Origin of the sequence: Myxococcus sp. XM-1-1-1 (assembly GCF_020037095.1) — a bacterium.
In the GTDB taxonomy this organism is placed as follows: domain Bacteria; phylum Myxococcota; class Myxococcia; order Myxococcales; family Myxococcaceae; genus Myxococcus; species Myxococcus fulvus.
In genome coordinates, this window is record NZ_JAIQDH010000014.1 from 1 (window position 1) to 21,941 (window position 21,941).

Below are 21,941 nucleotides of genomic sequence, written 5' to 3' on the forward strand. Positions count from 1 at the left end.
AAGTCCTCAGCGCCGCCCAGTGGCTTCCGCTGCTTTCTTCCGGAGGGGCGCGGCTTCTACCTCTTCGCCGCATCCCGTGTCAACTGCTGCTTCGTTGACCGCCCCGCCGCTCCTGCCCGCCTACCGCTCGGGTTTCTTCGTCGGGGGCGCGGCTTCTATCACCGCCGCGTCTCCTGTCAACTCGCTTCGTTGACCGCTGTATTCCGTCGATGTTCCTGCTCCCACCACGAAGTGCTCCGCGCCAGTGCGCGGCTTCGTTGCGGGGGAGCGGCATGTACCACTGATCCTGGAAACGCATCAACTTTTCGTGACAGGGCGCGTCGGATTTCTCCACCCCACCCCGTCCCCCGTTGGATCTCACCCGGGCACGGCTCCAGCCAACCTGCTGGAGGAACTCCCGCTGCGACCGTGAACCACCGGGCGCCGTCCTTGAATCCACGCCTCGGAAACGCTCGACCCTGGGAGCTCGGCGTGAGCCCAACCAAGAGAACGAGCCTTGGGTCGTCTACTTGTCCCACTGGCTCGGACGTCCGTTCCAGCTGCTCCATGCACCTACATGGAGACTGGGAGCCTCCGCTCCCTGTCGATGCATCACCGCACGCGCTGGAGCTGTGAGCCCGTCACGCCGTCCCCGCTCACCGTGAGCGTCAGCTCTCCCACCTGCGCCGCCTGGAAATAGAACGTCGCTTCCTGCTGCGTCCTCTCCAGCACCAGCGACCACCCGTCTCCCGAGGTCGCCAGCGGCGTCGTACAGGTCGCATCCGCGAAGAGGGACACCCCCGCCGCCGCCGGTCCCGTCCCTTCCAACGTCAGCGAGGGGGCCGCCAGTGCGGACAGGTTGCCTCGACTGTCCTGGCTCTGCACCACCAGCCCCTCCGAGCATCGGCCCACCGCGGTCTCTCGCGCCGGGGTCATGAAGAAGAGCTGGGAAGCCGCGCCCGCCACCACGTCCACATCGAAGGTGGCCCCAGGCTGCGTGCCTCGGTCATACCCGGGCCCGCTCACCTTGTTCTGGCTGATGGCGTTGGCGCCCCCCAGGTCGGAGATGCCCGCCTGGTACGGATAGCCGTTCGTCACCGGCCCGCGGTGGGTCACGGTGTTTCGCGACACCTGGAGCCGGGTCGATACCGCCAGTGGCCCTCCGCCCGCCTCTCCCTGAGACAGATTGATGCCGACGTCGTTGTCCTCCACCGTGTTCTCGAAGAGGACGATGTCCTCGCACAGCGCGAACCCGTAGTACGCCCCGCCCGCGACCAGGATGCCCGAGGCCACCGCGGAGTCTCCCGTGTAGGCGTGCCCCGTCACGCGGTTGCCCGTGGCCCGCCCCGTGGCCCCGTCGCTGAACTGGATGCCGTTCCTCGCGATGAAGGGCACGGGCCCACCGCCCTCGACACGGTTGTCCTCCAGGTTCAGCTCCACCTTGCCCGTGCCGACGATGCCCGCCTTCTGGTAACCCACCACGTGGTTGCGCAGCACCTCCACGTGCGTCACCGACTCGGCGTCGCGCGCGTTGCGCACCTCGATGGCCACACCCTCCTGACAGCCCCCCTCCCCTTCCTTCTGGTTCACGTCCCGGACCACGCTGTCGAGGATGGAGCCGCTCGCGCCGTCGAACAGGATGCCGCGCAGCCGGGCCGAGCCCGCGTCACACGTCAGCTCCGACAACCCTCGCGCCGCCACCGTCACGTCCCTCACATGCGCCGTCGTCCCCAGGCTGCTCAACACCGCGCCTCGGAAGCGGCCGTCGCGAGGGTCCACCGCCGTGAGCACGTGACCGCCACCGTCGAGCGTGTACCCGTCCGGAATCCACACCGTCTGCGCCGTGGTGCAGTCCGCCGTCAACGTCACCGTCGAGGCTCCCAACACCGCCGGACACGGCGCATGCTCGTCACACCACAGGTCTTCCCACTCCACCACCAGGACTCGCGTCACACTCAACCCGGAGGCATTCGTGACGGTCAGCGTGATGGTGGGCGTCACATCCCTCGGGGCGCAGGACAGCATCACCCAGTCCGCCGAGCCCGTTCCGGCCCCTCGCACCATGTTCCCCAGGAGCCCCGTGTTCGCCGTCCACGCGAAGGTCAGCGGCTCCCCCTGCGGGTCCGTCGCGGACGCGGACAGCCGCACCAACTGCCCCGCGAAGGCGTCCTCCGAGGACTGCGTCACCTCCGTGAGCGTCGGCGGCTGGGGGTTCGTCACGCACAGATTCAACGAGCGCACCTGCGAGGCCCTCGTCGCGTTGTCGGAAATCCTCACGCTCAACTGGCAATTGTCACACGCGACCTGGGGCGCCTCCATCGGCGTGAAGCGCGTCGTCGGTGAGGTCGCGTCCTCGAACTCGCCCTCGCAGGTGGACGTCCACGCGTAGGAGAGCAGGTCCCCATCGTCATCCACCGCCGTCACCTCCAGCTCCACCGGCGTGCCCACTCGCACCTGGGAGCCCGGCCGGGCGCCCAGCTCCGTCACCACCGGGTCGCGCTCCAGCGAGGCCTCGTGCGCAGCTCCCCACCCACCCCCGAGCGCCACGTCCACGGAGAACCGCAGCGTGGACACCGCCCCCTGCGCCCCCATGACCTTCAAGGTCAACGCATCCGGCCCGCGGCGCAGCGGCGCCGTCCACTCCGCATCCGAGACACCCTTGTCGGCGAACTGTCCCTCCACCGCCTCCCACGCATACGTCAGCGTCTCCGAGGGCTCCGCGCCCCGCGCCACCACCCGGAACCGGATGGACTCTCCCGGAGACACCGCGGCGCGTGAGCCCACCACCGCATCGATGATGGGCGCCGTGCTCCCCAACGAGGGATTCACCCGATGGGGAACCAGCACGAGCAGCGCGGGACGGTGCTTCTCCAGCTCCACGTCCGCCACGCTCACCTCTCCCACCACCCCGTCCGCGGCGTCCAGCACCCGCGCCCTCACCGTGCCCACGCGGCCCGGGGGCAGGCTCCTCATCAGTCCGCCCCAGGAGTCACCCGCGCCTTCGAGGACCGTCGAGACCGGCTCGCCCTGCGTCGGCGTCACCGTCACCTCCACCTTCGCCACCTGGTCCAATGGCAGCGAGCGCGGCAACACCGTCACCACGCGCAGCGAGCCCGTGGCCTCCGGGCTCACCCCCAAGGGCTCCTCGAGATGGCACCCCACGGACAGCACCAGCGCGCCAGCGAGCAGGGCCAGGCGCATCGAGTTCGCTCGGTTCATGGTGACGTCCTCTCAGCGATGTCGGGTGCCACACGATATCGACAAGCACGCGGCCTCCCAAGCAACCGGCCACGCTCCCCGCCAGGACCGCCTGCCCGGCTCCTGCCCCACACCTCCCCACGAGGCAGGTCCTCGTCAGGACGATGACACACACATCCCATGGGGAGCGTCCTCCCAGCGTCCATCCATGGGTGCTGGGAGGAAGGTGCGACAGGTGATGCGCCGGGCTCGGGCCCTCGCGCCTCAGACCTTGCCGCCGATGAAGCCACCGCCGAACGGAGACGGGCCCCGCTGACGCAAGGCCTCGCGCTCGGCCTTCAGCGCGGCGAGCGCCTCGTCTCGCGTCAGGTAGTGGTTCACCGCCGCGCCGTTGATGGCGCCACTGGTGAGCACGAACATGCGCGTCATCTCGTCACCACCGAAGCGGTACGAGCGGTGTGTGTAGCGCTCAAGCACCTCGCGGCGCTCCTTGCCGAAGACCCGGCCCGCGGTGAACTTCACCACCAACCCATCCAGGTTGATGAGCAGGTCCACCTTGCCCGAGCCCGCGTAGCGCGCGAGGTGCACCTCCACCTCACGCCGCCATCGCAGGACATCCTCCTCATTCACCAGGACGCAGTCCGTGAAGTTCGCCGTCACGACATCGTTCGGCGCGTCGTAGTCGAAGGACATGCTCCAGGCCATCGTGATGCCTCCCTCGAAGCCGGAATCAGGCGGGCGCGGAGCCGGCCAGGAAGGCGGACAACACCGCCGCGGTCTCCTGGGGGTGCTCCACGTGCGGATAGTGACCCGGGCCCGGAATGTGAGCCATGCGCGCGCGCCGGATGGGCGCCACCACGGCCTCCCTCAAGAAGGCCGGCGGCAGGAAGGCGTCATCCGTGGACACCACCAACGTCGGCGCCGCGATGCGCGCCAGCCGCTCCTGGATGCCACCCTTCGTCCACGCATCGAAGGCGCCCTCAATCGACGCCGCGCTCACCGCGCCCGCGTCCTTCAACAAGACCTCCAACTGCTCCGGCAGCAGCTTCTTGCACGCGAGCCCCAGGATGGTCTTCTGCTTCTCGCGGTCTCCCGCCGACGTGCGGAACAGCCCCGCCGCGTCCGGAGGCAGCGGCAACCCCGACGCCGGCACCGTGTTGAGCAGCAGCAACGCGTCCACCCGCGCGGGGACCTCCGACGCGACCCACTGCGCCAGCTGCCCACCCATGCTGTGCCCCACCACCGTGAAGCGCTCCGCACCGACCGCGTCCACCACCGTCAGCACATCCCTCGCCAGGCCCTCCAGCGTGTAGCCGCCGGCCGCCTTGCCCGACTGCCCCGTGCCTCGCGCGTCCGGAATCACCAGCCGCAACCCCGTCAGGTCCAGCCGCTCCACCAGCCCGTCCCACACCGCACCCGACACCATCCACCCGTGCACCAACACCACCGTGCGCGGCCCGTCACCGATGACTCGGTAGTGAAGTGAAGTCCCGTCAGTTGCGGAAATCGTGGGCATGTCGTCTCTCCGGACGAAAAGGATAAAGCGGCATTGAATTAATGTACGGGAGCGAAAGCAAGTCAGGACACCCGGGAGCGGCTCAAGATTCCCATGTAGGCATTCGCCGCCGGTACGTGTGAGGTTGGCTCGTGGAGTGATAACGAGAGGGGATGCTCCACACCACGGCCGGGCGAACGGTGCACTGCGAGGACGCGCTCACGTGGCTCGCGGCGCAACCCATCCTGACGGGCTGCTCGGCGGTGGCCTCGCTACCGGATGCGTCCGAGTTCCCCACGCTGTCCCTCACCGAGTGGAAGGCGTGGTTCATCCGCGCGGCCGCGCTCGTCATGTCGCGCGTGCCCGATGACGGCGTGGCCATCTTCTACCAGACCGATGTGAAGGACGAGGGGCTCTGGGTCGACAAGGGTTACCTCGTCTCGCGCGCCGCCGAGGAGTCGGGACTGGGGCTGCTCTGGCACAAGGTCGTCTGCCGCCGCGCCCCCGGCACCGTGACATTCGGTCGGCCCGCGTACTCCCACATGCTGTGCTTCTCTCGCGGCATCCGCGTCGACCTGGGGAAGTCCACCGCCGATGTGCTCCCCGACGCGGGCGAGGTCACGTGGACCCGCGGCATGGGCGTGGAGGCGTGTCAGCTCGCGTGCCGCTTCATCCTCGAGCACACCCCCACGCGCACCGTCGTGGACCCCTTCTGTGGCCATGGCACCGCGCTCGCCGTGGCCAACGCGATGGGCCTCGAGGCCATCGGCGTGGAGCTCAGTCGCAAGCGCGCGCGCAAGGCTCGGAACCTGCGCGCGCGGTGGCACGAGCAGAAGCTCGTGCTCACCCAGGACGACGCGGCGGCTCAGGCCTCGGATTCGGAGTAGGTCCGAGGTGCGCCAGTGGCGCTCAGGGCCACGGGCAGGGCGGACAGCTCGCTCGCCACCACGGACTCCAGCTCCTCGATGAAGGCCCCGAACAACCGCTCCTCCAGCGCCAGCGCGTCGTCCAGTGACGCGCCCACCGCGGAGAGCTTGGCCACGCACGCGTCCTCGATGGTGCGCCGGTGGCCCTGCTCCTCCGTGACGACGCGCCCCAGTTCCTCCTTCACGCTCGGGCTGCGCGTGGCCGCCTTGTAGAGCGGATAGAGCACCATCGCGCGACGCTCGATGGCCGTCGTCGTGAGCAGGTAGTGCAGGTACACGTCCGGCGCGCCCGTGTACGACGTGGCCCACTTCGCCAGCTCGTGGTCCAGCGCCTGGAAATAGCGGCCCGCGCCCTCCGGACACAGGAACGTGGTGATTTCGCTTCCCGCCAGCTCGACGGACAGGCGCTTGAACGCGAAGGCGTGGCGCGTCTCGTCCGCCAGGTGCTCGAGCACGCTCAACGACGGATGCCGGTCCGCCACCGTGCGCGAAATCTTCCTCGCGCCGATGAACTCCATCAGGGACAGGGTGTGCAGCCAGCGAGCCTCGAGCTCGGACGACTGGGTCAGCTGGCGAAGCACCGCCTGGATTCGGTCACGCATGCCGCGCCCTCTAGCGCGTGCACGCTCCGCGCGCGAGCACCAACACACTCGCCCCTCCGCTTCGACTCAGGCCACGGGCGCTTGCGTGCCCCAGAGCTCCTCCGCCACCGTGCGCACCTGCGCATGGTTCACCGGAGAGGCGCCCTCGATGAAACGGAAGAGCGCCATCGCCACCGTGTGCGGCGCGTCCCACATCACGAAGTGCCCCGCGTCCGGCACCTGCATCCACCGCGCACCCGGGATGTCCCAGACCAGGCGCTCGCCGTACTTCGCGGGCAGCAATCCATCCTCCGCGCCCCACATCACCAGCGTCGGCACCGCGAGCTGGCCCAGCTTCGGCGCCAGCTCCTGGGTCTGGTTCGTGTTCAGCGCCACCGCGTTGCGCGACAGCGAGACCCAGCCGACCTCCGTCGTGTAGGGCGCGAGCAGTCCCTCCAGCAGCTCCGCTGACTGCGCCTTCACGAAGCCCTTCTTCTTCAGCCCCAATCGCAGCAGCTTCGTCATCCGCTCGGGTGACAGCTTCCTCGCCATCCCCGGCGTGCCGAGCTGCGACATCAGGGCGAGCGGCCACGCGTCGTAACAGACGCTGTCCATCAAACACAGCCGACTCACGCGCCGCGGGTAGCGCACCGCGAGCTGCTGCGCCACGCCGCCTCCCACGTCGTGCCCCACCACCGCCGCGTCCACCACGCCCAGGCGCTCCATCCAGGCCTCCAGCACCTCCGCCTGTCGCGTCACCGAGCGGTCGAACCTGTCTCTCCGGTCGGAGAAGCCGTACCCCAACAGGTCCGGCACCAACACCCGGTGCGACGCGGCCAGCGCTCGCGCCAGCCCGCTCCACAGATAGCTCCACGTCGGGATGCCGTGCAGCAACACCACCGGCGGCCCCTTGCCCCAGTCCACGTAGCTCACGAAGTGGCCACCCGACTCCATCACCTCTTGCCGCCCCTGCCACTCGCGCCAGTTCATCGCTGCTCCCCCGTCGCCATCGGCTCCGTCATGCACCTCGTCGCGGCTTGCGCCATCCAGAGGCACGACCATCCCTTCCTCGCACCACGACAGCCCATCGCGGTGCTTCCGCCACCACCGGGTCCGTCACTCGCCGCGTCACCAGGCGGCGCGGCCAGTGCCCCTGCCATCACCGCGTCTCCTGAAGGCAGGGGTGGACCCTCGCCGCGGCACCGCGCGTGTCAGCAAGAGACGCCACCTCCGCCGCGCACCGCGCAGGTTCATCGCAGCTCCTCCGCCGCGACCCAGTCCGGCACCAGCCTCGCGGCGCCCGGCATCGGCTGGCGCAGCATGTCCGGCACGTCCTGCACCAGCTGCGAGAGGTTCAGCAGCAACACCGTGCCTCGTCGCTCCAGCGCCTCCGTCACCTTCAGCACCGCGTCCGCGTCCTCGCCCAGCGCCATCACCCGCTGGCGGCTCAGCGTCACCACGTACGGCAGCTCTCGCGCTCGCCGCCTCGCGGACTCACGCAGCACCTCCGCCGCCTGCTGGTACGACGCGTCCCCGATTCGAGGCTTCAGCCGACGCCACGCCGCTTCCAGGTATCCCGGCCAGCACGCCAGCGCCCGGTACTCCCCCGGCACCCCCGGCGGGCCCACCGTCTTCACGATGTCCGCGAACACCGCCTTCACTCCCGGCTCCGTCGGCTTCTCCGCCACCCACTCCATCGCCGCCATCCGCGAGGGCGCGCCCCGCTCCAGCCGCTCACCGACTCCCGGCGACTCCCCGCGCCCCACCCGCTGCCCCTCCAACGCGAGCCGCACCGCCGCCACCATCAACGTCACCCTCGGCAGCATCGTCTCGTAGAGCTCCAGCACGCCGCGCACGTGGAAGCGCTGGCTCGGCCCCAGCTTCGCCGCCTCCCACGCCCCCAGCTCGTCCCACGCCACCGTCGTGTCGAGCGTCTGCTGCCACAGCTCCAACGCCGACTCCTCGAAGGCCCGCGTCTCCACGTTCGGCCCCATCGCCTCCCACATCGCCACGAAGAAGCGCGGCCAGGCCGCCCACGTCCGCAACGACACGTCCACCCCCGTCACCCGCATCGTCCTGCGCAGCTCGTGGTAGACGCGCTCGACGTCGCCCCGCGCCTCCTGCTCGCTCACCTGCTTCACCCTGGCCATGACGACACCCCCCGCCGGCAACGGTGCGGATGGCTCGACGCCCAGCACACCTCCACCCCACGCCCGGCCGCCCGGATGTCCCCGCTCCCCAGGCCCACCCACCCGTCCTCCCCTCGTCACACCGCCGCCCCTCGGGGTGGGGCCCTCGCGGACTACAGAACACTCCCGACGGGCCTCGTTTGACCCCTCGGCGACGGCTCGCTTTGCTGCCTGTCGCGCGACGCCGGATGGCCGCGCGCCTGACTGGTTCGCGGGGGGCAACCAGCATGAGGTCTCGACAGCCGTCGACGCGCACCACCGGAGACCCGTGCGTCTCCATGCCTTCGCGCGACCTCATCGAAACAGCCCCCACGTGCGCCTCCGCCCCGCTTCCCGCGGCGACGGATGCGAGGCCCCGTGCTCCTTCGCGTGCACCGGGCCCAGGCGGACGCCCCACCCGCGGCGCCTTCCGCCCCAGTCCCACCATCGCAACGAGGACGCCACCACGCGCCCGGGGGAGAGCGACATGCAGGCAGACCACGACACCTGGGCACCACGGCGCGTCGACGTGCCGCTCGCCAGCGCGGTGAACGACTACCTGCTGCGCATCCAACAGCTCGGCGCCGTGGAAGGACCCGGCGGCGCGGTGGGGCTCAACCCCGCGCTCGAGCCCGTCCTCGATGCGCTGCATCACCTGCTCGCCGGCGGCGAGGTGGAGGTGCGCGTCACGCGCCGCGGACACGCCTCGCTCGTCCACGAGCTGCGCCAACGCGTCGAGGACGCCACGCGCGAGGTCAACCTGCTCCAGCGAGTGGCGGGCTCGTCCCTGACCACCACCGTATGAGCCCTCGCCCCACCGGTGGCGCCGTCACGGCCGCCTTCCGCCGCTGGACGCTCGCCCAGGACCCTCGCGAGGTGCTGGCCGCCGCCGGCGTGGGCCCCTGGTGGGTGCTCACCACCGTGGTGCTCGCCGTGCTCGCCGTCGTCGCGTGGGCCCCCGGCGCCCAGCGCACCTTCGGCATCCCCTTCGCGCAGGGCCTCCTGTGCGCCGCCCCCATGCTCGTCAGCGGCCTGCTCTTCTCCGCCGTCCACCGCCGACGCAGCCACCTCGAGACGTGGGGTTGGGTGTGGCTGGTGCTCGGCGTGACGAGCCTGCACTTCTTCCTCGCCGCGCTGATGGCCATGTCGGAGCTGCAGGGCGCCACCGTCATCGCCTCGCTCTTCCTCTTCACCACCGCGTTCCACGGCCGGCTCCACCGCGTGACGCCCCGACAGCCCTTCCTCGCGCTGGGCACCACCGTGGCCCTGCTCGCGGCCCTGCCCCTGCGCGACAGCGACGAGCACCTGGGCCTGTTCGGCGTCATCGGCCCCGCCGCCCTCACCGCGGAGCTGTACCTGGGCACCTTCGCCGTGCAGCACGACCGCGCCCGCGCGGAGGCCGAGCGTCTGCGCGCCGCCGTGCAGGCCCAGCTCCTGGAGCAACAGGAGCAGGACGTGGGCCGGCTGTCGCGCGCGCTGGGGGAAATCCTCGGTCACCACCACGAGCTCGACAGCGCCCTCATGTCCGCGGCCACCGCGGCGGACATGCTGTCGTTCATGGGCACCCAGCGCGGCGGCCACGGCCGCGCCGACCATGAGGACCTGCTCAGGACCCTCAACGAGAGCCTCCGCCAGATTCGGGAGATGGTCGCGGAGATTCGCGCCAAGGGCCGGCGCTACGTCGGCTCGGAGCCGGAGCCGGTGGAGCTGCCTGCGCTGCTCGAGGGCGTGCGCGCCAGCGTGGGGCTGCGCTTCCCCGACGTGGACATCCAGCTGTCGGTGGAGCCCGGCCAGCCCCTGCGCGCGATGATGCGCGGCGGCGCCACGACGCTCCGCCGCGTGGTGGAGAACCTGGTGCTCAACGCGTGTGAAGGCGACGGCAAGCGCGGCGCCAGCCGGGTGAGCATCCAGGCCCGCGTGGAGCCGCTCAGCGGACGGCTGGAGGTCGTCATCGCCGACGACGGGCCGGGCTTCCCCAGCGCGCTGCTCGATGTGCCCGCCGAGCAGCTCTACACGTCCAAGCCCGAGGGCACCGGCCTGGGCCTGTACACCAGCGAGTGCCTGCTGCGCGCCAGCGGCGGGACGCTGCACCGACGCAATGCCCCCGACGGCGGAGCCCTGCTGCGCCTGTTCCTACCCAGGGAGTACCGATGAGCGGAGGAGCCCTGTACCAGGAGGCCCTGCGGGTGCTGCGGCGGCTGGAGCTGCCCGACGCGTCGGAGCGCGATGTGCTCGCCGCGCTCGAGGCCGCGCAGCCCGGTCCCCTCCCCCTGTTCTACGAGGCCGGCGCCGAGGCGGGCCTGGAGCGCTCCATGCTCACCGCGCGCGGCGTGGGCCTGTTCCTCAGCTTCTGCGCGGGCAACCTCGCCGATGACCTCATCGACGGCGACTGCACCTACTACGACGAGCCGCTGCGCGTGGGCCCCTGCGCGCAGTTCCTCCTGCAGAACCTGGCGTGGGCCACGCTCGCCGAGCCCCATGCCGGCGTGCCCGTGAATGCACTGGAGGAGGGCGCGCGGATGCTGGCCCTCGCCGCGGGACCCCAGGCGCTCGAGGTGCGCGCGCGGGAGTGGACGGCGCCGCTGTTCCGCCGCGTGGCGGAGGGCATCGCGGGAAGGCAGTGGGCCGCGTACCTGCGCGTGCTGTGGGCGGGCACTCGCTTGGAGGAGCGCGCGGTGCAGGTGGGGCTCGCGCTGGGCGTGGCGGCGCATGTCGCCGAGGACATCCGCTCCAAGGACACGCGCTTCACCTCCATGCCCGTGGAGGACCGGCTCACGGTGGTGACGTGGGCACGACAGGCCGCCGAGTCGCTGCGCGCCCAGGACCTGCGCTGCCTGGACGCGGCGCTGCGACGCATCGAACCCATTCTTCCGGAGGTGGAGCCATGAGGGTCGAACCCCCACGGTCCGAAGCCCGCCACGACGCCGTGGCCGCCTACTACGAAGAGAAGACCGAGCGAATCCTCCGCCGCTATGGCCCCGGTCCGCGCGTGCACTTCCACGTGGGCCTGGTGGATGACGTGCCCCCACCCGGCGAGCCCGAGCCGCTGGTGCGCGAGCGCGTGCATGCGTCCCAGGAGGCGCTGCTCGCGGAGCTGGCGCGCGCGGTGGGGCGCTTCCCCGACGGCGGCGACGTGCTGGACGTGGGCTGCGGCCTGGGCGGCGGCGCGCTGTACTGGGCCTCCGCGCATCGGGCGTGGGTGACGGCGGTGACGAACGTGCCCTCGCACGTGGAGCTGGTGCGCACGTTCGCCGAAATCGAGGGCGTGGGCGCGCGGGTGAAGCCGATGCACTGTGACGCGCTGGCGGTGCCGGGGCGCGCGTGTTTCGACGCGGTGGTGGCGGTGGAGAGCAGCAGCTACCTGCCTCGCGCGGAGTGGTTCCGCCGGGTGCGCGCGCTCTTGCGTCCCGGCGGCGTGCTGGCCATCGCGGACTGCTTCCTGGGGCGACCGGAGTTGGCCGCGCCGTTCGACCGGTACTGGCGCACGCGCATCGGCGCCGTGGATGAGTACCTGTCCGCCGCGCACGCGGCCGGGCTGGAGCTGGAGGTGCGCGACGACGTGTCCGGGCGCGCGGTGGGGTTCTGGTCGCTCACGCTGGAGCTGCTCGCGCATGAGCGCTACTCGACACCGGGACAGCCGCCCTCGCGCGTGCTCGCCCGGAGCGAGTCGCGCCGCGAGCACCTGCGGCTCCAGCAGGCGTTGATGGATGGCGGACTCGAGTACGGCCTGCTCGTGCTGCGTCGCGAGGACTGAGCAACGGTTCTCGCGACGTGGAGACACCCCAGGCGGCCTCCGGGTCCGGGGCGGTCGTGGGGCCGAGCGTCCGCGTCCATCGTGCGCCCCGCCAGGTGCGCCCCCAGCCTTGGGCGAGCCTGAAAGGAGGCACGAAATGAAGACCTTCACGCGATGGATGACGGTGGTGGCGGTGGCGGCGACGCTGATGGCGACGGGCTGCCGGGAGCGCAGCCGTGAGGACAACTCGGGGGCCATGGGCGGCTCGGGTCGCAACCGGGATGCCCTGCAGCACCAGGAGGGCACCGGCGGCAGCGGCAACTACGGCAACGGCCAGCAGATGCAGGGCACCGACGCGGGCAGCGGCCAGATGCGGTAGCGCCTTCCGCGCGAGGTGGGCTCCGGCTGCTATCCTGACGCCGCGACGTCGGTCAGCCGGAGTCTTCATGCGCGGGTGGATTGTGGGGGCATGCATCGCGGTCTTGTTGGTGCTCCTCGCCTGGGGCCGGTGGCGCGCCGAGGAGTCCTCTCCCACGCGTGAGCGCGCCTCCGCGTCGCGCACCCGCTCCGAGCGCGCCAGGCAGGTTCGGACGTCCGCGCCCCTGCCGCCCTCGAGCGCGGGCCTGTCCATCCGCGGCACCGTGGTGGACCGGCTCGGTCGTCCCGTGTCGGGCGCTCGCGTCTCCGCGTCGTGGCCCGAGGACGGGCAGACGCTGTCCACGCTGCCGTGCCCCTGGGAGGGTGGCGCCCACCCGGAGCTCCTCGTGGAGACCACGCGCCAGGACAACGTCACGGACTGTCTGCCGAGGACCCGGGACACCGTCCTCTCGCTGCTCCTGGCGCGCGAGGGCGAGTCCCCCGTCCATGCGGAGACCGTCTCCGCCGAGGACGGCACCTTCGTGTTGGAGGGACTGCCCGCGGGACCGCAGACGCTGCTCGCGCTCTCCGAGCAGGGCGCGGCCTCGCGACCCGGCGTGCCCGCAGGGAGCGAGGACGTGGAGCTGTTGGTCGAGCATCGCCCGCGGGTGTCAGGGCAGGTGGTGGACGAGGACGGCGCGCCCCTGGCCGAGGTCTCCATCCTGGTGGTGAGCCACCAGAACACGCGCTTCTTCGATACGAGCACCGATGCGCAGGGACGCTTCGAGGTGGGACCGCTCCCCGCGGACAGCCACGTCGTGCTCGCGACGAAGGAGGGCTGGCCTCCCGTGCTCGCCGACCAGCTCTATCTGGACAAGCACCTGGAGATTCGGATGTCGCGGCCACGCGCGCTCACCGGTCGGGTGCTGTCCTCGGGCGCCCCCGCGAAGGACGTGGAGGTGGTCGCGACCCGTGAGGAGGGGGAGCTTCCGCTGAAGCTGCGCACGGACCCGGAGGGGCGCTTCGCGTTCGAGCTGGACCCGGGCGTGTATGTGCTCACCGCGGAGCGGGAAGGGCGCCATGCGCTCGCGCGCGTGACGGTGGAGAAGACGCCTCCTGCCGAGGTGGTGATGAACCTGGGAGAGGCCTTCCATGTCGAGGGCTCGGTCTTCGGCGCGACTCAACGCGAACCGGTGGCAGGGGCTGTCGTGACAGCGACCTCCCAGCTGATTCCCCATCGCGAGCTGAAGGGCACCACGGGCACCGATGGACGCTATCGACTGGGCCCCGTGGAGCCGGGCCCGTGGGACTTTCTCGTCGAGGCTCGCGGATACATCGACCTGCCCCATGGACAGGAGCTCAAGCTGACTCCGGGTTCGAGCCGTCATGACTTCACGCTGGAGCGCGCCGCCTCCATCTCCGGACGCGTGGTGGACGAAGCGGGCCATCCCATCGCGGGCATCCACTTGAACCTGGAGCAGGCCGGGCTCGAGGACCCGGTGGACTACGTGACGCAGGAGACCGCGCTCACCGATTCAGACGGTGCGTTCGTGTTGGATGCATCGGCCCCCGGTGAGTACGAGCTCATCCCGCAGACCTATCGCTTCGTCACCCAGCGATTGAAGATGACGGCTCCCGCTCGGGATGTGCTCGTCACGTTGCGCGCCGGTGGCGAAGTGGAGGGGACGCTGTCCGATGCCCGGGGCCTGCCGCTCTCCGGGTTCACCGTGTACGTCGCTCCGCTGGAGACCGAAGAGCCGGGTGAGATACTGACCGCGCGGGGCCTGACGTCCGAGGGACGCTTCTCGCGCAAGGGCGTTCCTCCGGGGCGCTATCGCATCGTGGCCCAGCAGGTGACGGACGGCGTGAACCAGGAGGTCTCCACCGAGGTGGAGGTCCGTCAGGGCGAGGTGACGAAGGTGGACCTGCGGCTCGCCGAGCAGCGCAACCTGGAGGGCATCGTCGTCGATGGCGCGGGGGCTCCCATCCGCAGGGCCTTCGTCCGGGCCCACTCGCTCGCGCCGAACCCCCAGGGCGGCCTGGTGCTCATCCATTCGCGCCATCGCCATGGGCCACCGAACGGGGTCGAGACCGACGCGGACGGACGCTTCCTGATTCGAGGGATGGGGCGGGAGAAGCACTCGCTCACCGCCCTGCACCTGGCCTACGCGCTGAGCCCGGAGCAATCCACGGGGGTGCTCCTCGAGGACGGCCTGGTCGTCGCCCCTGCCGACGTGAAGCAGGTGCGGCTGGTGATGAAGCGGTATGCCCACGTGCGGGGACGCGTCGTCGGACCGGAGGGCGCACCCGTCACCGAGTTCAACGTCGATTCCATTCGGGTGACGTCCGAGGATGGCACCTTCTCGGTGCCCAATCGTGAGGGTCCCGGTATCACCACCTTCGCCTTCGAGGCGGAGGGCTTGCTCTCGGTGCTGCGCGACGTGAAGGGCGGCTTGGACGGGCCGGATGTCGACCTGGGGGAGATTCGGCTGGGGGCGGGACGGAGGCTGCGGGGCGTGGTGGTCGATGCACGGACGGGAGCGCCCCTGCCTCGCGCCAACGTGCAGGTGCACGTCAACGAGCGGACCGCCATCCACAGCCTGACGGACGAAGCGGGGCGCTTCGCGCTGGGGCCCGTCACCACGGGGACGCTCACGCTCCTCGTGAGCCAGCGCGGAAACTACCGCGAGGAGCGCGTGACGGTGGAGGCCTCGCAGCAGGAGGTGACGGTGCGGCTGCAGCCCGGCGCGCGCCTGCTCACGAAGGCGGTGGACCTCCGAGGTGCGCCGCTCGACGGAACCGTCACCGTCCAGGGGCCCGAGGGATTTTCGGACTGGGCGACCCTGGACAAGGGCCGCATGGAGATGGGAGGGCTCACGCCGGGGCGCTACCTGCTGAAGGCGGAAGGGGCGCGCAAGAAGGACAGCGCCCTCAACTACCTGCCGCAAGCCGTGGAGGTCCCCGACAGTGGGGAGGTGTCCGTGCTCCTCCAACCCGTGACCGGGGGCTCCACGCTGACGGTCCGTGCCCCCTTCCACGAGAACACGTACCTGCGATTGGTCCACGGCACCCCGCCGCTGCCCGAGCGTTCCGAGGACCTCCAGCGGTGGATGAGCCTGGGACAGGAAGGGCAGCTTGGAGGGGACGACACGGAGCACGTCTTCACCTTCACCCATGTGCCCACGGGGAAGACGACCCTCTTCTTCATGGGGCCCGAGGACGACCGGTACCACGCGGAGGTGCTGGACGTTCCCGCGAGCGGCACGATGTCTCACACGGTGCGGCCCGTCTGGCGGACGTTCGGGGTCGCCGCGAGCCAGCCGTGAGGAAGTCATGACGGAGTCGTGAGGAAGTCGCGGGGGCACCGGTCGTAATCCTGACGCCTGGACGTCGGACCACCGGAGCCCGTCATGCGTGGATGGATTGTGGGAGGCATCGCCGCCGGGGTGCTCGTGCTCCTCGCTGGGGTGCTGTGGGGGGATGACGCGCCGTCGGAGACTCGGCGGGAAGCGGACGTTGCCCAACGCGTGTCCGCACCGGAGTCAGGTGCCCTTGCACGCAGGTCTCCTCCCTTGCCCCGCCCGCGCACCGGGCTTTCCATCCGGGGCATCGTCGTGGACATTTCGGGCAGGCCCATCGCGGGGGCGCTCGTGTCTGCGTCGTGGCCCGAGGAGGGAGAGACGCTCTCGGCGTTCTCCTGCTCGGCGGAGTCCCTGTCACGCAAGAGGGCCTTGTCGCGCGAGCCCTCGCACGGACAGGGCTTCCTGGGCTGCAGTTCCGCCTCCGACGACGACCTCCTCGACATGCTCCTCGCGCGGCAAGGCGAGTCACCCGTCCACGCAGAGACGTTGTCGGCCGAGGATGGCACCTTCGTCCTGGAGGGATTGCCCTCGGGCCCCCAAGCGGTGCTCGCGCTCTCGGAGCAAGGGGCCGCTCTGCGTACGGGCGTGCCCGCGGGCAGTCAAGGCGTGGAGCTGGCCCTCGAGTCCCGGGAGAAACTCTCAGGACAGGTCGTGGGTGATGACGACCAGCCCCTGGAAGGAGTCTCCGTGCTGATGGTGAGCGCACAGACCACCCGATTCTTCGACGCGCGCACCGATGCGCGGGGACGATTCGAGATGGGTCCCCTGCCAGACGGCAAGTACCACTTGCTCGCCACGAAAGAGGGCTGGCGCCCCAGGTTCATCTCGGAGTTCTTTCCCTCCCCGGGCCTCGAGCTCCGGATGTACCCACCGCGCACGCTCACGGGCCGCGTGGTGTTGCAGGGCGTGCCCGTGGAGGGTGTGGAGGTCATCGCGAGCCCGAAGGACTGGAGACGGGACGGGGGCCGCTCGGAGGCGCGAACGGATGCGGAGGGGCGCTTCGCGTTCGAGCTGAGCGCGGACACGTATGTGCTCACCGCGGAACAGGCGGGACTCGCCGCGCTCGCTCGGGTGAGCCTGGACGCGGAGTCGCCGCCCGAGGTTGTCCTGAACCTGGGCGACGCCCTGTACGTGGAGGGAACCATCGTCGGCGAGGCTCGGGGAGAGCCCGTGGTGGGCGCACGCGTGAAGGCGACACCTGAACAGAGTCCCCAACAGACGTTGGAGATCACCACCGGCGCGGATGGACGCTACCGCCTGGGCCCCGTGGAGCCGGGCCGCTGGCGCTTCGCCATCGATGCCCCCGGGTACATCGACTCGTACGACAGCGACCCGAGCGTCGAGCTGGCGCACGGCATGGGCCCCATGAACTTCGCGCTGATGGACGCCATCTCCATCGCGGGACGCGTGGTGGACAAGGAAGGACGTCCCCTGGCGGGAGCCTATCTCTCCCTGGAGGACTCACCGGACTACCTGTTACACATGGATTGGAGCACGTACACGGACTCCGAGGGCGCTTTCGTCCTGGATGTGGCCGCACCCCATGACTTCGTGCTGACCGCGCGCAGCGACCACTTCGTCACGCAGCATCTGAAGACGAGAGCGCCCGCGAAGGACCTGCTCGTGACGATGAGCACGGGGGGCTCGGTGCAAGGAACCCTGACCGATACGCGTGGGCTCCCGCTCGCCCAGTACACCGTCTACCTGGTCCCCCTCGAATTCAGCGACCCCGCTCAACCTCTGGCGAATGAAGACACGGACCCGCTCGGCCGCTTCTCACATGAGGCGGTCGCACCTGGACGCTACCAGTTGCGGGCAGAGGCGCTGACACCGAGCGCGGACCTGGCGACCTGGACCGAAGTGGAGGTGCGAGAGGGCGAGGTGACGAAGGTGGAGCTACGACTCCCTGAGCCTCGCACCCTGGAAGGAGTCGTCGTCGATTCCAGCGGGACTCCGTTGCGCGGCGTCTTCGTGCGCGCCGAGGCACCCGCCGGGCGAGGCCTCAACAAGATGAATCTCAAGTGGGGTTGCGGCGTGAGCATCCCGGAGGGAGTCGCCTCCGATGCAGATGGACGCTTCATCCTCCGAGGACTGGGCCTCGAGACCTACTCTCTCAGCGCAACCCTCGCGGGCCATGAACTGCGCGCTGAGCGTTCGACAGGGGTCACCGCGAAAGACAACGAGGCCCATGTCGGAGCAGACGCGACGCAGGTGCGGCTGGTGATGAAGCGGCGCACCCATGTCCGAGGCCGGCTCGTCGGTCCCGAAGGTGCGCCGATTCGTGAGTTCGAGGTCAATCGCATGCCCGTGACTTCACCCGATGGAACCTTCTCCCTGGAGAATCATGAGCACGTGAAGGTCGCGCCCTTCATCTTCAGCGTGAAGGGCCTGCCCTCCGTGGAGCGCGGTGTGCTGGGTGGCTGGGACGGGCCGGACGTCGACCTCGGGGAGATACGGCTGGAGACCGGCCGAGCGCTTCGGGGCGTGGTGCTCGACGCGGAGACAGGAGCGCCCGTCAAGGGCGTTGAGGTCATGCTCTTGAGTGAATGGCTCGAGGACGATGAATACTCTCGCCATTCCAGGATGCTCGCCCACTCCAGGTCGGACAAGGACGGACGCTTCAATCTGGACCATGTCCCCTCCGGGCCGCTGACGCTCCGATTGAGCGTTCACGACAAGGTCCTCACGCAGGCCGTGCAGGTGGATGCCTCGCAGCATGAAGTGACGGTCCGCATCTCCCCCGGCGGGTGACGGCCACGCGCGACTTGCCCAGAGGCTCGTGGGGCTCCGGCTGCTATCCTGAGGCTTCGACGTCAGCAGCCGGAGCTCGTGCATGCGCAGGTGGTTCTTGGGGGGCAGCATCCTCGTCATCGGAGTCCTCGTGCTCCTCGTGTGGCGGCCGTGGAGCGGTGAGCCCTCGGCTCCTCCTCGCGCGCCCACGGGACAGGCTCGCGCCGCGCACGACGCGCTGCCTCGCACGTCCGCTCCCCTGCCCCCGTCCAGCGCCGGGCTCATCATCCGCGGCACCGTCTTGGACACATCGGGCAAGCCCGTCGCCGGTGCGCGTGTCTCCGCGTCCTGGCCCGAGGACGGTGAGACGCTGTCCGCGACGCTCTGCCCCAAGGAGCTGCTCTCCCGTCACGATGCGCTGAGCCAGGAGCCCTGGGCGACTCGGATGCTCGTCGACTGCATGCCCGCCTCCGAGAGCATCCTCGTCTCCCTGCTGCTCGCTCGTCAGGGCGAGGCCCCCGTGCACGCGGAGACGCTGTCCTCCGAGGATGGCTCCTTCGTCCTCGAGGGTCTGCCCGAAGGCCCCCAGACACTGCTCGCGCTCTCCTCCCAGGGCGCGGGGACTCGCATGGGGGTACCCGCCGGGAGCAGCGGCGTCTCGCTGGTGCTCGACGACCCGCTGTTCATGTCCGGTCGCGTCCTCGATGAGGACAGCGCCCCCGTGCCCGGCGTCGCCATCACGCTCGCGAGCTGGCGCAACACCCGCTTCTTCGACACGACCACCGATGCACGGGGCCACTTCAAGCTCGGCCCCCTTCCCTTCGACTCCTACGTCGTCCTCGCCGCGAAGCAGGACTGGAGTCCGACACTCGATTGGCTCCAGCTCCGCGAGGAGCCTCACGAAATCCGCCTGAGCCGTCGACATACGCTCACCGGCCGGGTCCTCTCGAATGGCGCTCCCGTGAAGGACGTGGAGGTGCTCGCCTCCCGCGAGAAGGTCATGGAGGACAGGCCGCCGCTGCGCGCGAAGACGGACGCGCAAGGCCGCTTCACCTTCGAGCCCGGCAGCGGTCACTACCGGCTCACCGCCGAACACGAAGGCCAGTACGCACGCGCCCTGGTGGAGCTGGGCAAGACGCCTTCGTCCCCCGTGACACTGAACCTCGGTGAGGCGCTCGGTGTCGAGGGCCGCGTCCTCGACGACCAGGGCGCCCCCGTGGCCAAGGCCCGCGTGAAGCTCCGCTCCACGGACCGCTCACGCGTCGAGGAGATGGAGACGCTCACCGGCCCGGACGGCCGCTACCGCGCGGGGCCCGTCGCTCCCGGAGGCTGGGACTTCACCATCGAGGCCGACGGCTACGTGGACATGTTCCAGGCCGAGGAGCGCGTCATGTCCTCCAACATGCGCTCCCAGGACTTCACCCTCACGCGCGCCACGTCCGTCACCGGCCGCGTCGTCGACGGCGCGGGACGTCCGCTCGCGGGCATCAAGCTCGACCTGCACCGCATCGTCGAGTACGCCGGGGACTTCGAGCCCCAGGAGAGCACCTTCTCGGCCGAGGACGGCTCCTTCGTGCTCGATGCCACCGAGCCCGGTGACTACAAGGTGCTCACCTTCAGCGAGCGCTTCGTCCCGTTCACCCTGTCGACGCCCGCCCCCGCCAAGGACGTGCTCCTGACGCTGAGCGCCGGTGGCACCGTCGAAGGCACCGTGACGGACTCACGAGGGCAACCCATGCCGCGCTTCCATGTGGTCCTGGGGCGGGTGGACGCGGGCGATGAGGCCCAAGAACCGCTGGAGACGATGGGCACGGATGACCAGGGCGTCTTCCGTCGCCAGGGCATCGCCCCCGGGCGCTACCGCATCTTCGCGAGGCGGTCGTCCCCCAGCGTGGACCGCAAGGCCGAGGCCGAGGTGGAGGTGCGCGACGGCGCCGTGGCGAAGGTGACGATGCGACTGCCCGAGGAGCGCTCCGTGGAGGTGCTCGTCGTCGACACCTCCGGACAGCCCGTGGAGAAGGCCCTGGTGCAAGCCAAGCCGCTGGTCCCCACTTCCGAGGAGCAATACTCGGAGATGCATCGGCTCGCCTCGGGCGTCGGCACGGACGCGAACGGACGCGCGGTGCTCCGACACCTGGAGGCCACCGGGTACAGGCTCGCCGCCACGAAGCACGGCTACACCCTGCTGCCGGAGCGCTCCACGCCCTCCTCCAGCCCGGCGGCGACGGGCTCCGAGGACCTCTTCATCCAGGCGGACACGCAGCAGGCCCGGTTCGTGATGAAGCGGCACTCGCACGTCAAAGGTCGCCTCCTCGGCCCCGACGGCGCGCCCATCCCCCGCTTCCGCGTGAACTCGGAGCAGTTGGAGTCCGAGGACGGGACCTTCTCGCTCCCCAACCACTCCTCGGCGGGACGCGCCCAGTTCGTCTTCAGCGCGGAGGGGCTGCCCACCGTGTCTCGCGCCGTGCAAGGCGGCGAAGCGTCTGCCGACGTCGACCTGGGGGACATCCGGCTCGAGGCGGGCCGCGCGCTCACGGGCGTCGTGCTGGACGCGACGACGGGAGAGCCCGCGGAGAACGTCCTGGTGGCGCTCGACAGCGAGCTGCGCGACGAGGGCATCAACTTTCCCCGGCAGCTCGTCCTGAAAACCACGGACCGCGACGGCCGCTTCGACCTGGGCAAGCTGGAGGCCCGTCCCCTCACGCTCCGGCTGTTCCTGCATGAGCGCTACCGCGAGCAGCGCGTCTCAATCAACGCCACGCAGACCGAGGTGACGGTGCGCATGGACCCCGGCGCTCGGCTGAACGTGACGGCGCGCGATGCGCAGGGGAAGAAGATCGACGGCTTCGTCAGCTATCAGGGCCCGGGCGCCGAGGGCGCCATCGTCCTGGAGAACGGCGCCGGGAAGGCGAGCGCGCTCAACCCCGGGAAGTACACGCTGCGGATGGAGCCTCGCGGTCGGCAGAGCCGTTCCCTGGCCTACCTGCCACAACAGGTGAACGTGCCCTCGAGCGGCGAAGTGTCCGTGCAGTTCAAGCCCGCAGCGGGCGGCGCCACGGTGCGGCTGAGCGTGCCCACGGACCAAGGCGTGGACATGGCGCTGGTGCCCGGCAGCGTGCCTCCGCCCACGAGCCCCGCCGCGCTCCGCCAGGTCATGTTCCAGGGCATCTCCGGCACCTACGAGGTGGGGGACACCGAAGTGGTGTTCGCCCATATCCCGCAGGGCAGGGTCACCGTCTTCTTCCTCACGCCCGACGCGCTCGGTCGCTTCCACACCGAGGAGCTGGACATCCCCGCGAGTGGCACGATGTCTCGCACGCTACAGCTCGCGTGGCGGAGGCTCGACGTCACCCAGGAGTAGCCGCCTCGCGACTGTCGGACATCGCGCGTGCGTCTGCGGGCTGGAAACGAG

At 70.3% G+C, this 21,941-nt stretch carries 15 protein-coding genes; 9 read left to right on the plus strand and 6 right to left on the minus strand.

Annotation, left to right across the window (positions count from 1 at the left end):
* Window positions 1–591: 591 nt before the first annotated feature.
* The 3 genes from K8640_RS24950 to K8640_RS24960 all read right to left on the minus strand — a co-directional run bounded on the left by K8640_RS24950 (window position 592) and on the right by K8640_RS24960 (window position 4,693).
* Complete coding sequence (locus K8640_RS24950; protein ID WP_223749348.1) at window positions 592–3,198, minus strand: right-handed parallel beta-helix repeat-containing protein; 2,607 nt, start codon at window positions 3,196–3,198, stop codon at window positions 592–594.
* 243 nt (window positions 3,199–3,441) lie between these two features.
* Complete coding sequence (locus tag K8640_RS24955; RefSeq protein ID WP_141332580.1) at window positions 3,442–3,882, minus strand: hypothetical protein; 441 nt, start codon at window positions 3,880–3,882, stop codon at window positions 3,442–3,444.
* A 25-nt stretch (window positions 3,883–3,907) separates the two neighbouring features.
* On the minus strand, window positions 3,908–4,693 hold the full coding sequence (locus K8640_RS24960) for an alpha/beta fold hydrolase (RefSeq protein ID WP_223749349.1): 786 nt from the start codon (window positions 4,691–4,693) through the stop codon (window positions 3,908–3,910).
* Between the two features lie 152 nt (window positions 4,694–4,845).
* Here K8640_RS24960 and K8640_RS24965 point away from each other — a divergent pair, with 152 nt between their 5' ends.
* Complete coding sequence (locus tag K8640_RS24965) at window positions 4,846–5,559, plus strand: site-specific DNA-methyltransferase (RefSeq protein WP_223749350.1); 714 nt, start codon at window positions 4,846–4,848, stop codon at window positions 5,557–5,559.
* Here K8640_RS24965 and K8640_RS24970 read toward each other — a convergent pair.
* The 3 genes from K8640_RS24970 to K8640_RS24980 form a co-directional block, all read right to left on the minus strand.
* A complete protein-coding gene (locus K8640_RS24970) occupies window positions 5,538–6,200 on the minus strand; it encodes a hypothetical protein (RefSeq protein ID WP_223749351.1) in 663 nt (220 codons plus the stop codon). The genes K8640_RS24965 and K8640_RS24970 overlap by 22 nt on opposite strands.
* A gap of 66 nt (window positions 6,201–6,266) precedes the next feature.
* Window positions 6,267–7,169: an alpha/beta fold hydrolase gene (locus tag K8640_RS24975; RefSeq protein ID WP_223749352.1), complete on the minus strand. Its 903-nt coding sequence runs from the start codon at window positions 7,167–7,169 to the stop codon at window positions 6,267–6,269.
* A gap of 260 nt (window positions 7,170–7,429) precedes the next feature.
* On the minus strand, window positions 7,430–8,329 hold the full coding sequence (locus K8640_RS24980) for a halocarboxylic acid dehydrogenase DehI family protein (protein WP_223749353.1): 900 nt from the start codon (window positions 8,327–8,329) through the stop codon (window positions 7,430–7,432).
* A gap of 505 nt (window positions 8,330–8,834) precedes the next feature.
* Between K8640_RS24980 and K8640_RS24985 the strand changes: the two genes are divergently transcribed.
* The 8 genes from K8640_RS24985 (at window position 8,835) to K8640_RS25020 (ending at window position 21,890) form a co-directional block, all read left to right on the plus strand.
* Entirely contained in the window at window positions 8,835–9,152 is a 318-nt protein-coding gene (locus K8640_RS24985; RefSeq protein WP_223749354.1) for a hypothetical protein, read from the plus strand.
* Window positions 9,149–10,501, plus strand: coding sequence for a HAMP domain-containing sensor histidine kinase (locus tag K8640_RS24990; RefSeq protein ID WP_223749355.1), 1,353 nt, complete (start codon window positions 9,149–9,151; stop codon window positions 10,499–10,501). The genes K8640_RS24985 and K8640_RS24990 overlap by 4 nt, the downstream gene beginning before the upstream one ends.
* Complete coding sequence (locus tag K8640_RS24995; RefSeq protein ID WP_223749356.1) at window positions 10,498–11,235, plus strand: hypothetical protein; 738 nt, start codon at window positions 10,498–10,500, stop codon at window positions 11,233–11,235. The genes K8640_RS24990 and K8640_RS24995 overlap by 4 nt, the downstream gene beginning before the upstream one ends.
* The gene (locus tag K8640_RS25000; RefSeq protein ID WP_223749357.1) at window positions 11,232–12,101 is read left to right on the plus strand and encodes a cyclopropane-fatty-acyl-phospholipid synthase family protein; all 870 of its coding nucleotides are present in this window, start codon (window positions 11,232–11,234) and stop codon (window positions 12,099–12,101) included. Before K8640_RS24995 ends, K8640_RS25000 begins: the two co-directional genes overlap by 4 nt.
* A gap of 136 nt (window positions 12,102–12,237) precedes the next feature.
* Entirely contained in the window at window positions 12,238–12,459 is a 222-nt protein-coding gene (locus tag K8640_RS25005; protein WP_223749358.1) for a hypothetical protein, read from the plus strand.
* Between the two features lie 67 nt (window positions 12,460–12,526).
* Window positions 12,527–15,763, plus strand: coding sequence for a carboxypeptidase regulatory-like domain-containing protein (locus tag K8640_RS25010; protein WP_223749359.1), 3,237 nt, complete (start codon window positions 12,527–12,529; stop codon window positions 15,761–15,763).
* Window positions 15,764–16,009: 246 nt separating this feature from the next.
* Window positions 16,010–18,550: a carboxypeptidase regulatory-like domain-containing protein gene (locus K8640_RS25015; protein ID WP_223749360.1), complete on the plus strand. Its 2,541-nt coding sequence runs from the start codon at window positions 16,010–16,012 to the stop codon at window positions 18,548–18,550.
* Between the two features lie 82 nt (window positions 18,551–18,632).
* The gene (locus tag K8640_RS25020; RefSeq protein ID WP_223749361.1) at window positions 18,633–21,890 is read left to right on the plus strand and encodes a carboxypeptidase regulatory-like domain-containing protein; all 3,258 of its coding nucleotides are present in this window, start codon (window positions 18,633–18,635) and stop codon (window positions 21,888–21,890) included.
* Window positions 21,891–21,941: the final 51 nt, after the last annotated feature.

Coding starts and splice junctions, on each gene's coding strand:
- K8640_RS24950 (WP_223749348.1), bottom strand. CDS start 3,198: ATGAACCGAGCGAACTCGATGCGCCTGGCCCTGCTCGCTGGCGCGCTG.
- K8640_RS24955 (WP_141332580.1), bottom strand. CDS start 3,882: ATGGCCTGGAGCATGTCCTTCGACTACGACGCGCCGAACGATGTCGTG.
- K8640_RS24960 (WP_223749349.1), bottom strand. CDS start 4,693: ATGCCCACGATTTCCGCAACTGACGGGACTTCACTTCACTACCGAGTC.
- K8640_RS24965 (WP_223749350.1), top strand. CDS start 4,846: ATGCTCCACACCACGGCCGGGCGAACGGTGCACTGCGAGGACGCGCTC.
- K8640_RS24970 (WP_223749351.1), bottom strand. CDS start 6,200: ATGCGTGACCGAATCCAGGCGGTGCTTCGCCAGCTGACCCAGTCGTCC.
- K8640_RS24975 (WP_223749352.1), bottom strand. CDS start 7,169: ATGAACTGGCGCGAGTGGCAGGGGCGGCAAGAGGTGATGGAGTCGGGT.
- K8640_RS24980 (WP_223749353.1), bottom strand. CDS start 8,329: ATGGCCAGGGTGAAGCAGGTGAGCGAGCAGGAGGCGCGGGGCGACGTC.
- K8640_RS24985 (WP_223749354.1), top strand. CDS start 8,835: ATGCAGGCAGACCACGACACCTGGGCACCACGGCGCGTCGACGTGCCG.
- K8640_RS24990 (WP_223749355.1), top strand. CDS start 9,149: ATGAGCCCTCGCCCCACCGGTGGCGCCGTCACGGCCGCCTTCCGCCGC.
- K8640_RS24995 (WP_223749356.1), top strand. CDS start 10,498: ATGAGCGGAGGAGCCCTGTACCAGGAGGCCCTGCGGGTGCTGCGGCGG.
- K8640_RS25000 (WP_223749357.1), top strand. CDS start 11,232: ATGAGGGTCGAACCCCCACGGTCCGAAGCCCGCCACGACGCCGTGGCC.
- K8640_RS25005 (WP_223749358.1), top strand. CDS start 12,238: ATGAAGACCTTCACGCGATGGATGACGGTGGTGGCGGTGGCGGCGACG.
- K8640_RS25010 (WP_223749359.1), top strand. CDS start 12,527: ATGCGCGGGTGGATTGTGGGGGCATGCATCGCGGTCTTGTTGGTGCTC.
- K8640_RS25020 (WP_223749361.1), top strand. CDS start 18,633: ATGCGCAGGTGGTTCTTGGGGGGCAGCATCCTCGTCATCGGAGTCCTC.